Origin of the sequence: Streptomyces sp. NPDC017940 (assembly GCF_044328435.1) — a bacterium.
GTDB lineage: Bacteria > Actinomycetota > Actinomycetes > Streptomycetales > Streptomycetaceae > Streptomyces.
On record NZ_JBIRHJ010000004.1, the window covers coordinates 548,521 to 560,691 of the forward strand.

A 12,171-nucleotide genomic window follows, 5' to 3' on the forward strand; every position below is an offset into this window, starting at 1 on the left:
CGGGGAACTGCGCGACCAGCCACGACGACCCCGCAGCCGAGATACGACCGAGGCACCCGAACAAGACCGGGGCACCCGAACAAGAGGGACCGACCTACGCCCGCCAAGAGGGACCGCCCTACGCCCGCCGAAAAACGGGAGCCCTCTTCTCGGCGAAGGCCCGAGCCCCTTCCTCGGCGTCAGCCGTGTCGAAAACGGGCCACCCCCTCTCCAACTCGGCCGCGAGGCCATCGACCTCGCTCATCTCCAAGGCCCCGTACACGGAGGCCTTGACCGCCTCCACGGCCAGTGGCCCGCACGCATTGATCTGCTCGGCCACAGCGAGCGCAGCGCCCAGCGCGGTGCCGTCCGGCACGACCCGGCCGACGAGACCGACGGCCGCGGCCTCGGCGGCCGAGTAGGCGCGGCCGGTGAGCAGCATCTCCAGGGCATGCGTACGGGGAATCTGCCGCGGCAGCCGGACGGTCGAGCCGCCGATGGGGAACAGACCCCGCCTGACCTCGAAGAGGCCGAAGGTGGCGGACTCCCCCGCCACCCGGATGTCGGTGCCTTGCAGGATCTCGGTGCCGCCGGCCACACAGGCGCCCTCGACGGCGGCGATGACCGGCTTGCGGGGCCTGTGATGGCGCAGCATGGCCTTCCAGTGCAGGTCGGGGTCGGCCTTGAGCCGGTCCCTGTACCGCTCGCCGCCCATGCCCTTGCCCGCGAGGGCCTTGAGGTCCATGCCCGCGCAGAAGGCGCCGCCCGCCCCGGTGAGGACCACGGAGCGCACCGCGTCGTCCGCGTCCGCGGCCACCCAGCCGTCGTACAGGCCCACGAGCATCGGCAGCGAGAGCGCGTTCCTGGCCTCGGGCCGGTCGAGCGTGAGTATCAGCGTGGCGCCTGCGCGCCGTACGGAGAGATGTTCCGTACCACTCATAGCCGTCCTCCCGTCGTCGGACCCGGAACAGGTTGCAGCAGGGGACGTGGCAGTTCAATAGTTTTCTGACACCTAGTCAGTTTTCTGTCGCGGCGCCCCTTCCCAGTTGCGGGCGGCTCTGCTCTAGTGACCGCCACACGCGATGACGCCGGGGTCAGGAGGAGCGGTGGAGTACAACCTTGCCGACCTGTTCGAGTCCGTCGTGGACGTGGTGCCGGGCCGTGCGGCGCTCCTGTACGTCGACCACCCCGGCACGGGCGCGGAGCGCGCGCTCACGTACGCGCAGCTCGACGCCGCCGCGAACCGCCTCGCGCACCACCTGACCGACCGCGGCGTCAAGCCGGGCGACCACCTCGGCCTGCACCTGTACAACGGCGTCGAGTACCTCCAGACGGTCCTGGCCTGCCTCAAAGCCCGCATCGTGCCGGTGAACGTCAACTACCGCTATGTCGAGGAGGAGTTGGCCTACCTCTACCGGGACGCCGACCTCACGGCGCTGGTCTTCGACGCCGAGTTCGGGGACCGGGTCGCCGCGGCGCTGCCGCGGGCGCCGAAGCTGCGCCATCTGATCCGGGTCGGCGACGCACCCTCCGGGGCCGCGGCGCCGGACGCGGTGCCCTTCGCCGCGGCCGAGGCGTCCGGGTCGCCGGAGCGCGGCTTCCCCGAGCGCTCGGCGGACGACCTCTTCATCATCTACACCGGTGGCACGACGGGCATGCCCAAGGGCGTGATGTGGCGCCAGGAGGACCTGTTCTTCTCCGGGCTCGGCGGGGGCGCCCCGACGGGGGAACCGGTGACGCGTCCGGAGGAGGTCGCCGAGCGGGTGGCGGCGGGCGGCGACGGCATCACGTTCTTCCCGACCCCGCCCCTGATGCACGGCACCTCGACGCTGACCGCCTTCATCTGCTTCCACTTCGGGCAACGCCTGGTCGTGCACCGCAGGTTCGCGCCCGATGACGTGCTGCGCACCATAGCGAAGGAGAAGGTCACCAGTGTGTCCCTGGTGGGCGACGCGATGCTGCGTCCCCTCGTCGACGCCCTGGAGGGCCCGCTGCGCGGCACCGACCTGTCCTCGCTCATGAGCGTCTCGTCGTCCGGCGCGATCATGTCGGAGACGGTCCGCGCCCAGTTCGCGGCGCTCGCGCCGGACGTGCTGCTGCTCAACAACTTCGGCTCGTCCGAGTCCGGCTTCAACGGCACCGCGACGGACGACTCGGGACCCGACAAGGGCTTCCGGCTGCGGGTCAATTCCCGCACCCAGGTGGTGGACCCGGTGACCCGCGAACCCGTCCGCCCCGGCGAGGTGGGCCGCATCGCACAGCGCGGGCACGTACCGCTCGGCTACTACAACGACCCGCGGAAGACGGACGAGACGTTCTTCCGGCGCGGCGACGAACGCTGGGTGCTGCTCGGCGACATGGCGACGGTCGACGAGGAGGGCATCGTCACGGTGCTCGGCCGGGGTTCGCAGTGCATCAACACCGGCGGCGAGAAGGTGTACCCCGAGGAGGTCGAGCAGGCGCTCAAGTCCCACCCGGACGTCTACGACGCGCTGGTCGCGGGGGTGCCCGACGAGCGCTGGGGCAACCGGGTCGCCGCGGTGGTCCAACTGCGCGACGGCGCGGGAACCGTGGCCCCGTCCGCGCTCCAGACCCACTGCCGGAGCCGTCTCGCCGGATACAAGATCCCCCGCGCCGTGGTCTACACGGACCGCATCCAGCGCTCGCCGAGCGGCAAGGCCGACTATCGCTGGGCGCGGGCCGTGACGGCGGACGCGGTCCGTCGGTCCTCGGCGCGCTGACACCGAAGGGCGTTCAGCGCGCCGACACCGAAGCGCGTTCAGCACGCTGAACGCCGAACCAGCCCGCTGAAAATTCTGGTGGTCGTGCACCTTGTGAGCCGCTCCTCGCCGCTGCTATTCCTTGGTTAGGAAAGGTTCCTAACCTTCTACGGCTCGGAGTCCCCCATGAGACCAGTACGTCTGGCCACCGCTCTCGCCACCGCACTCGTCGCCGCCCTGGCCACCGCCACGCCCTCCGCCCTCGCCACCCCCAGCACGCGGGCGGCCACGCCGGTCGCCGCCAACGGCCAGCTCACCGTGTGCGGCACCAAGCTCTGCAACCACAACGGCAAGGCCGTCCAGCTGCGCGGCATGAGCAGCCACGGCACCCAGTGGTACCCGCACTGTCTCACCGGCGGCTCGCTCGACGCCCTCGCCGGCGACTGGAAGGCCGATGTCCTGCGCGTCTCCACGTACGTACAGGAAGGCGGGTACGAGACCGACCCCAAGAAGTACACCGACCTCGCCCACTCCCTCATCGAGCAGGCCACCGCGCGCGGCATGTACGTGATCGTCGACTGGCACATGCTCAGCCCCGGCGACCCGCACGCCAACCTCGCCCGCGCCAGGACGTTCTTCACCGAGATCGCCAAGCGCCACCACGGCAAGAGCAACGTCCTGTACGAGATCGCCAACGAGCCCAGCGCGGTGAGCTGGTCGCGCGTCAAGTCCTACGCCGAGCAGATCATCCCCGTCATCAGGAACATCGACGGCAACGCCCCGGTCCTCGTCGGCACCCGCGCCTGGTCGTCGTTCGGCGTCTCGGAGGGCGCCGACGAGAGGGAGGTGGTCAACAATCCGGTGAAGGCCGCCAATATCCTCTACACCTTCCACTTCTACGCCGCTTCGCACCGCGAGGAGTACCTGGACACGCTCGCGCGCGCGGCCGAGAAGCTCCCGGTGTTCGTGACCGAGTTCGGTACGCAGAACTACGCGGGCGAGGGCGCGAACGACTTCGCCATGTCGCAGAAGTACCTGGACCTGATGGCGTCGAAGAAGATCAGCTGGGTCAACTGGAACTTTTCCGACGACCACCGCTCCGGCGCCGTTTTCAAGACCGGCACCTGCGACAAGGGCGGCCCCTGGACCGGTACGGCACCGCTGAAGCCGGCCGGTGTCTGGATCAGGGAGCGGATGCGCACCGCGGACGACTTCTGAACCCGGCCGGGGGCCGCCGGGCGCGGCACCGCCCCGCACTCCGGTCCCCGGCACCACCGCCGCCCCAGCGCCGGATGCCGCCGCGCGCGCCACCTCGTACGAAACCCTTGCCAGAAGCGGTGAAGCTTGAATAACTGACCCCGACACAAGATCGGCCGACGGCACGGTCGCCCGGCACGGACGGGGGTATCTCCAGATGGCGCCCACACCGGCACTCCTCGACGCGGCGGAGCGGCTCGGCCGCGCGGACCTCGAGGCACTTCAGCTCGAACGGCTCCAGGACACCCTGCTGCACGCCTACGAGAACGTGCCCTTCTACCGGGCGGCGTTCGACGCGGCGGGCCTCGGGCCCGACGACTGCCACACGCTCGGCGACCTCGGGCGCTTCCCGTTCACGACCAAGGCGGACCTGCGGGCGAACTACCCCTTCGGGATGTTCGCCGTGGAGCAGTCCGAGCTGCGGCGGCTGCACGCGTCGAGCGGCACCACCGGGCGCCCCACCGTCGTGGGCTACACCGAGCAGGACCTGAACATCTGGGCCGACGTCGTGGCGCGGTCCATCCGCGCGGCGGGCGGGCGGCCGGGGCACAAGGTGCACGTGGCGTACGGGTACGGCCTCTTCACCGGCGGCCTCGGCGCGCACTACGGCGCCGAGCGGCTCGGCTGTACGGTGATCCCCGCGTCCGGCGGGATGACCGCGCGCCAGGTGCAGCTGATCCTGGACTTCCGCCCGGAGATCATCATGGTGACGCCCTCGTACATGCTGACCCTCCTGGACGAGTTCGAGCGCCAGGGCATCGACCCGCGCACGACCTCGCTCCAGGTGGGCATCTTCGGCGCGGAGCCGTGGACGGAGGCGATGCGGGCCGAGATCGAGGAGCGGTTCGCGATCGACGCCGTGGACATATACGGGCTCTCGGAGGTCATCGGCCCCGGTGTCGCCCAGGAGTGCGTGGAGACCAAGGACGGTCTGCACATCTGGGAGGACCACTTCTACCCCGAGGTCGTGGACCCGGTCACGGGCGAGGTGCTGCCCGACGGCGCGCACGGCGAGCTCGTCTTCACCTCCCTCACCAAGGAGGCCCTGCCCGTCATCCGCTACCGCACCCGCGACCTCACCCGCCTCCTGCCCGGTACGACCCGCGCGTTCCGGCGCATGGAGAAGGTCACCGGGCGCAGCGACGACATGGTGATCCTGCGCGGGGTGAACCTCTTCCCCACCCAGATCGAGGAGATCGTCCTTGCCACCCCGGGCCTGGCCCCCCACTTCCAGCTCCGCCTGACCAAGCAGGGCCGCCTGGACGCCCTCACGATCCGTGTGGAGACCCGCCACGACACCCCACCCGGCCGCGGCGAGGCCGCCGCCCGCGAAGTCGAGTCGGCGGTCAAGGAGAGCATCGGTGTCTCGGCGACCGTCGAGGCCGTGGCCCCGGAGAGCCTCGAACGATCGGTGGGGAAGATCCGGCGGGTGGTGGACCTGCGCGGGGTGTGAGCGGTGCGCCCTCAGCCGTCCGCCAGGCGCTTGCGCAGCTCCCTCTTGAGGATCTTCCCGCTGGCGTTGCGCGGCAGCGCGTCCACGAACACCACGCGTTTGGGCGCCTTGAAGTGGGCGAGCCGCTCGCGCGCGTGCGCGAGGAGTTCGGCCTCGGTGACGTCCGCGCCGGGGACGACGACGGCGGTGACGGCCTCGATCCAGCGCTCGTCGGGCAGGCCGATCACCGCGGTCTCGGCGACGGCGGGGTGCGTGTAGAGGGCGTCCTCGACCTGGCGGGACGCGACGAGCACACCCCCGGAGTTGATGACGTCCTTCACGCGGTCGACGACGGTGAAGTAGCCCTCCGCGTCGCGTACGGCGAGGTCCCCGGAGTGGAACCAGCCGTCGCGGAAGGCCTCCGCGGTCTCCTCCGGCTTGTCCCAGTACCCCTCGCACAGCTGCGGCGAGCGGTAGACGACCTCGCCCCGGGTGCCGTCGGGCACCTCCTTGCCGTCCTCGTCGACGACCTTCGCCTCCACGAACAGGACGGGCCGCCCGCAGGAGTCCATGCGGCCCTCGTGCTCGTCGGGGCCGAGCACGGCGGCGAGCGGGCCGATCTCGCTCTGCCCGAAGCAGTTGTAGAACGCGAGCCCGGGCAGCCGTGCGCGCAGCCGTTCGAGGACCGGCACCGGCATGATCGAGGCGCCGTAGTAGGCCTTGCGCAGGGCGCTCAGGTCGCGCGTCGCGAACTCGGCGTGCTGCGACAGGCCGATCCACACGGTGGGCGGCGCGAACAGGCTGTCGGCGCGGCCGGACTCGACCAGGTCGAAGACCGGTGCGGCCGCGGGCGCGTCGAGGATCCTGTTCTCGGCGCCCACCGCCAGGTACGGCAGCAGGAACACATGCATCTGGGCCGAGTGGTAGAGCGGCAGGGAGTGCAGCGGCCGGTCGGTTGCCTTCAGGTCGAGCGCGTGGACGGCGCTCACGTACTCGTGGACCAGGGCGCGGTGGGTCATCATCGCGCCCTTGGGCAACGCGGTGGTGCCCGAGGTGTACAGGAGCTGGACGAGGTCCTCGGCGTCCGGCTCGGGACCGTCGTACGGGCCGCTCGCGGCGAGCCGCCCGAGCAGGGAGTCGTCGGCGTCCCTGAGCGCGAGCACGGGGAGGCCGGGGGGCAGGTTCCCCGCGATGTCGGGGTCGGCGAGCGCGAGGGCGCTGCCGGACTGCCGGACGACGTACGCGAGGTCGTCACCGGTCAGGTTCTGGTTCACCGGCACGTGCACCAGGCCCGCGCGGGCGCAGGCGAGGAAGCCGATGAGGTAGGCGTCGGAGTTGTGGGCGTAGGCGGCGACGCGGTCCCCGCGGCGAAGGCCCCGCTCGGCAAGGACACGGGCGGCGCGCGAGACGGCGTCGTCGAGTTCGGCGTACGTCCAGGATCGGTCGGCGTAGTGCAGGGCGGTGCGGGCCGGTGTCCTGCGGGCGCTGCGCCGCAGCACTCCGTCGACCGTGCTCGCCCGCGCTCCCGGGGCGCCTGTGTCTGCGGGGGCACCCGCGCCCCCGTCCCCGCCCGCCGCCGCGTCGCCGTCGTCCCGCATGTCCCGCGCACCCGTCATGGGCGTGATCCTGCGGGCGGCCCGGTGCGCGGGTCAAGGCTCGGTACGAGGGAACGTCGTCGGCTCGACCGGCCCTCCAGACACAGCACATACCGCTTGGTACGCTCCATCGGCCCCTGCTTCCCCACCAGTTGCGAGGCACGATGCGCGCAAGCACCGGCTCCGTCGTGGCGTTCGGCGCCGCGCTGCTCACCGCCGCGGCTCTGCTCTCACCCGTGGCGGCGGCGCGGGACGACGCACGGCAGGGCGACGCCCACCCCGCCGCCCACGGCCTGCGCGCCACCATCAGGTACAGGGTGACCTCGCGGTTCTGCGAGAAGGACATCCGCAGCGCACCCGGCCTGAAGGTGGTGCGGGTCCGCGGGCGCTGACCGGCCCCCGGCAGCGGTGGGAGCGGTGTCACACGGCCCGCTCGCGTCCCTGCCAGTACGGCTCCCGCAGCCGCCGCTTGTACAGCTTGCCGTTCGGGTCGCGCGGCATGGAGGCGGTGAAGTCGACGCTCCGGGGCCGCTTGTAGCGGGCGAGCAGACGGTCGCAGTGGCGCAGGACGTCGGCGGCGAGCGCCTCGTCCGGAGTGTGCCCTTCGGCGGGCTCCACGACGGCCTTGACCTCCTCGCCCCAGTCGTCGTGCGGCACTCCGAACACGGCGGCGTCCGCGACCGCGGGATGACTGAGCAGGACCGACTCGATCTCGGCCGGGTAGATGTTGACGCCGCCGGAGATGATCATGTCGATCTTGCGGTCGCGCAGGAACAGATAGCCGTCCTCGTCCAGGAGACCGAGGTCCCCGACCGTGAAGAAGTCCCCCACGCGGTTCTTCATCGTCTTCGAGGCGTCCTTGTGGTACGAGAAGCCGCCGGTGCTCATCTTCATGTAGACGGTGCCGAGTTCACCGGGCGGCAGCCGGTGTCCGCCGTCGTCGAGGACCGCGAGCTCACTGATCGGCCACGCCCTGCCGACCGTACCGGGCTTCTTCAGCCACTCCCGCGCCGTGGCGAACGCGCCGCCGCCCTCGCTGGCCGCGTAGTACTCCTCGACGCACTCTCCCCACCACTCGATCATCGCCCGCTTCACATGGTCGGGGCAGGGCGCCGCCCCGTGGATGGCGTGCCGCATCGAGGACACGTCGTACGCGCCCCTGGTCTCCTGTGGCAGGGCGAGCAGACGGTGGAACTGGGTGGGGACCATATGGGTGTGGGTGCACGCGTGCCTGTCGATCAGCCGGAGCATGTCCTCGGGCGTCCACTTGTCCATGAGGACGAGCCGGTGGCCGAGGTGCAGGGACGCGCCCGCGAACTGGAGGACGGCCGTGTGGTAGAGCGGCGAACACACCAGGTGGATGTTGCCGTCGAAGGGCTTGATGCCGAAGATGCCGAGGAAGCCGCCCAGCGGGGACTCCTCGGGCGGCCTGCCGGGCAGCGGGCGCCGGATGCCGCGGGGCCGCCCGGTGGTGCCCGACGTGTAGTTCATCACCCAGCCGAGGGTGCGCTCGGCAGGCGCCGACTCCGGCTGCCCGGCGACGAGTTCGGCGTACGGGCGAAAGCCCGGCACGTCGCCCACCGCGTAGCGCCGGCGCACGGGCAGCCGCGCCTCGTCGGCCGCGGCGGCCGCCGCGGCGCCGAACCGCTCGTGCGCCAGCAGGACCTTCGCACCCGAGTCGGCCACGATCCACGCGATCTCGGGCCCCACCAGATGGTGGTTGACCGGTACGAGGTAGAAACCGGCCTGCGTGGCGGCGAGGTAGGCGGCGAGGAACTCCGCGCCGTTGGGCAGCACGACGGCGAACGCGTCGCCGCGCTCGAGGCCCGCCGCGCGCAGCCCGTGCACGAGCCGGTTGGCGGCGGCGTGCAGCCGCCCGGCCGTCCACTCCTCACCGTCGGGGGCGACGAGGACGGCACGCCCGGGGTCGGCGGCGGCCTGGGCCCAGAACCCGACGGGTGGCCCGGTGCTCCGGCCCGCGTCCTGCGTCACTCCTTGCTCCGGGGTGCTCATCGGTCTCCGGTCTCCTCAGGCTCGTCCTGCGATGCGGTTCATCCGGTCGACGGCGCGCTCGAAGCCGCGGGTGAGGTCGTCGAACACGGCCCGTACGCTGCGTTCGCTGCGCATCCGGCCCACGATCTGCCCGACGGGCGTGCCGAGGAGCGGCTCCACCTCGTACTTCTGGATGCGGGACACGGCCTCGGCGACGAGCAGCCCCTGCAACGGCATCGGCAGCGTCCCCGGCCCCGCGGGGTCGTCCCACGCGTCGGTCCACCCGGTCCGCAGCTGGCGGGCGGGCTTGCCGGTCAGCGCGCGGGAGCGGACCGTGTCGCCGGACTCCGCCGCGAGCAGCTTGCGTGTCAGCGCGGGTGAGTGCAGGTCGGCCTCCGTCGTGGTCAGCCACACCGATCCGAGCCACACGCCCTGCGCGCCGAGCGCGAGGGCGGCGGCGACCTGCTCGCCGCTGCCGATGCCGCCTGCGGCCAGGACGGGCAGCGGCGCGACGGCCTCGGTGACCTCGGGCGTGAGCACCATGGAGGCGATCTCCCCGGTGTGCCCTCCGGCCTCGTAGCCCTGCGCGACGACGATGTCGATGCCCGCGTCGGCGTGCTTGCGGGCGTGCCGGGCGCTGCCCGCGAGGGCGGCGACGAGGACGCCGTTGTCGTGGGCGCGGGCGACGACGTCGGCGGGCGGCGGGCCGAGCGCGTTGGCGAGCAGCTTGACGGGGTGGTCGAAGGCGACGTCGAGCTGGCCGCGCGCCACCTGCTCCATCCACCCGGTGACGCGCCAGCCGGACGCCTCGCCGTCGGCGAGCGGGGGCACCCCGTGCGCGGCCAGGGTCTCCTCGACGAAGCGCCGGTGCCCTTCGGGGATCATCGCCTCGACGTCGGCCTCGGTCAGCCCCCGGCCCTGCGGTGTCTCGGCCTTCGTTGCGGGCATCACGACGTCGAGGCCGTACGGGCGCCCGTCCACGTGCCGCCGCATCCAGTCGAGGTCGCGCGCGAGGTCGTCGGGCGCGGTGTAGCGGACCGCGCCGAGCACACCGAGGCCGCCCGCCCTGCTGATCGCGGCGGCCACCGCGGGGAACGGCGTGAAGCCGAAGACGGCGTACTCGATCCCGAGTTGCTTGCTCAGCTCCGTCTGCATGGGCGCAGGATGCCGCAGCGCCCCGGACGAAGGAAGCCCCTTACTGACGCCTCGTCAGATTGTCGGTGACTAACCGAGCGGTCAGATTACTGACCGATCGGTTAGAGACCCACCCAAAGCACCCCACGCACCCCACGCACAAGAACCAGGAATCGACCGAACACACCACCTGTTGCGTGGTGGGCGGCGGCCCGGCGGGGATGATGCTGGGGCTGTTGCTGGCCAGGGCCGGTGTCCGGGTCACCGTCCTGGAGAAGCACGCAGACTTCCTGCGCGACTTCCGGGGCGACACGGTGCACCCGTCGACGCTGCGGCTCCTCGACGAACTCGGCCTCGGCGAGCGGTTCGCCCGGTTGCCCGCGCACCGTCTGACGGAGATGCGGATGCATGTCGAGGGCGAGACGTTCGTGGCCGCCGACCTCAGCCGCGTGCCCGGCCGCCACAAGTACATCGCGATGGTCCCGCAGTGGGACTTCCTCGACCTGCTCGCGACCGCGGCAGCCGAGGAGCCGTCGTTCACGCTGCGGATGCGGACGGCGGTGACGGGCCTGCGCACCGACGCGGCGGGCCGGGTCACCGGCGTGAGGTACACCGCCGAACACGGCAACCCCGGCGAGCTGGCCGCCGACCTGACCGTGGCCTGCGACGGCCGGGACTCCGTGGTGCGCGCGGCGGCCGGACTGAGGCCCGAGCCCTTCGAGGTGCCGATGCGGGGTGGGGCTGCGCCCGGAACACGCGCCGGCGTTCGCGCGGCGGGTCAGCTGACGGGCCGCCCCAGCCATTCGAGCGCGGCGGCGGTCATGGCGGTCACCCCCGTGGTGACGGCGGGCGCGGCCTCGGGTGCGAAGCGGGGCGAGTGGTTGGAGGGGATGTCGCGGTCCAGGGTGCCCGCGGCGGCCGCGGTGGCGTACGTGTCGGGGTCGCAGCCGCCGAACAGCCAGTAGCAGACGGGGGCCTTGGCCGCGGTGCCGAAGAGCCCGGCGTCCTCACTGCCGGTCACCGGGCCGGGGTCGACGACCTGGCCCTCTCCCAGCGCCACGGCGACGGCTCCCATGGTGCGGGCCACCGCGGGCTCGTCGTTGACCAGCACGGGGAACGCGTCGAGCGCGGTGAACTCCGGCTCGCGCTCGGCCCCGGCGACCAGCGCTTCACCGCGTACGATCCGTTCGACCGCGGCGCGTACCCGGGCGCGGATGTCCTCATCGTACGTACGGATGCTCAGCCGCAGTTCGGCCTCGTCGGGGATGATGTTGTCGACGGTGCCCGCCCGCAGCGACCCCACCGTGAGGACGGCGGTCTCCCCTGCGGGCACCTCGCGGGAGACGACGGTCTGTAGCCGCATGACGGTGGCGGCGGCCATCACCACGGGGTCGACGGAGGTCTCCGGCCGGGAGCCATGGGCCCCCTTGCCGTACATGACGACCTTGAGCGAGTCGGTGGCGGCGAAGGCGGGTCCCGCGTGACAGGCCACCAGGCCGGCGGGCAGCGGGGCGACGTGCTGGCCGAGGACGACGTCGGGCGTACCGAACCGTTCGAAGAGCCCGTCGTCGATCATCGCCTGGGCGCCCTCGCCGATCTCCTCGGCGGGCTGGAAGACGGCGACGATCCGCCCGCGCCAGCGCGCACGCGCGTCCGCGAGGAGCTTCAGGGCGCCGAGCAGGCAGGTGACGTGCATGTCGTGACCGCAGGCGTGCATGACGCCGTCGGTGCGGGAGGCGTAGGGCAGGCCGGTGCGTTCGGTGACGGGCAGGGCGTCGAAGTCGGCGCGCAGCAGCACGGTGGGGCCCTCGCCGTGGCCGAGGACGGCGACGACGCCGGTACGCCCGACGCCGGCTGTGACGTCGTACCCGTAGGCGGTGGCTCGCCGGGCGATCTCGGCGGCGGTGCGGTGCTCGGCGAAGGAGAGCTCGGGGTGGGCGTGCAGGTCCTGGTACAGCTCGACGAGGTCGACGAGGAGGTCACCGTCGATGCGCGGAGAACCGGACGGGTCGCAGGACGCCCCACTGCCCCTCATACGAAGCTCAGCTCCTCACACACGCGG

General features: G+C 72.0%; 9 protein-coding genes and 1 pseudogene. 5 read left to right on the plus strand and 5 right to left on the minus strand.

The genetic code is table 11. The features are described 5' to 3' along the window. Positions 1–118 precede the first annotated feature (118 nt). On the minus strand, positions 119–919 hold the full coding sequence (locus ACH4DX_RS16735; protein ID WP_398155613.1) for a crotonase/enoyl-CoA hydratase family protein: 801 nt from the start codon (positions 917–919) through the stop codon (positions 119–121). 166 nt (positions 920–1,085) lie between these two features. Here ACH4DX_RS16735 and ACH4DX_RS16740 point away from each other — a divergent pair, with 166 nt between their 5' ends. The 3 genes from ACH4DX_RS16740 to paaK all read left to right on the plus strand — a co-directional run bounded on the left by ACH4DX_RS16740 (position 1,086) and on the right by paaK (position 5,409). After that, on the plus strand, positions 1,086–2,720 hold the full coding sequence (locus tag ACH4DX_RS16740) for an acyl-CoA synthetase (RefSeq protein ID WP_398155614.1): 1,635 nt from the start codon (positions 1,086–1,088) through the stop codon (positions 2,718–2,720). A gap of 165 nt (positions 2,721–2,885) precedes the next feature. Then, positions 2,886–3,917, plus strand: a complete 1,032-nt coding sequence (locus ACH4DX_RS16745) for a glycoside hydrolase family 5 protein (protein WP_398155615.1) — start codon at positions 2,886–2,888, stop codon at positions 3,915–3,917. A 196-nt stretch (positions 3,918–4,113) separates the two neighbouring features. After that, positions 4,114–5,409, plus strand: coding sequence for a phenylacetate--CoA ligase PaaK (paaK, locus tag ACH4DX_RS16750; RefSeq protein ID WP_398155616.1), 1,296 nt, complete (start codon positions 4,114–4,116; stop codon positions 5,407–5,409). Between the two features lie 11 nt (positions 5,410–5,420). Here paaK and ACH4DX_RS16755 read toward each other — a convergent pair whose 3' ends face one another. Next, the gene (locus tag ACH4DX_RS16755; protein WP_398155617.1) at positions 5,421–7,004 is read right to left on the minus strand and encodes an acyl-CoA synthetase; all 1,584 of its coding nucleotides are present in this window, start codon (positions 7,002–7,004) and stop codon (positions 5,421–5,423) included. 143 nt (positions 7,005–7,147) lie between these two features. On the opposite strand from ACH4DX_RS16755, the gene ACH4DX_RS16760 reads away from it, so the two are divergent. Then, complete coding sequence (locus tag ACH4DX_RS16760) at positions 7,148–7,375, plus strand: hypothetical protein (protein ID WP_398155618.1); 228 nt, start codon at positions 7,148–7,150, stop codon at positions 7,373–7,375. Between the two features lie 28 nt (positions 7,376–7,403). Here ACH4DX_RS16760 and ACH4DX_RS16765 read toward each other — a convergent pair whose 3' ends face one another. Both ACH4DX_RS16765 and ACH4DX_RS16770 read right to left on the minus strand, forming a co-directional pair. Further along, complete coding sequence (locus tag ACH4DX_RS16765) at positions 7,404–8,996, minus strand: acyl-CoA synthetase (protein ID WP_398155619.1); 1,593 nt, start codon at positions 8,994–8,996, stop codon at positions 7,404–7,406. Between the two features lie 15 nt (positions 8,997–9,011). Beyond that, a complete protein-coding gene (locus ACH4DX_RS16770) occupies positions 9,012–10,130 on the minus strand; it encodes a nitronate monooxygenase (RefSeq protein ID WP_398155620.1) in 1,119 nt (372 codons plus the stop codon). Positions 10,131–10,330: 200 nt separating this feature from the next. On the opposite strand from ACH4DX_RS16770, the pseudogene ACH4DX_RS16775 reads away from it, so the two are divergent. Then, positions 10,331–10,840, plus strand: a pseudogene (locus tag ACH4DX_RS16775) (FAD-dependent monooxygenase); the annotation flags it as partial. 47 nt (positions 10,841–10,887) lie between these two features. Here ACH4DX_RS16775 and ACH4DX_RS16780 read toward each other — a convergent pair. Then, positions 10,888–12,144: an amidohydrolase gene (locus ACH4DX_RS16780; protein WP_398155621.1), complete on the minus strand. Its 1,257-nt coding sequence runs from the start codon at positions 12,142–12,144 to the stop codon at positions 10,888–10,890. Between the last annotated feature and the right edge of the window lie 27 nt (positions 12,145–12,171).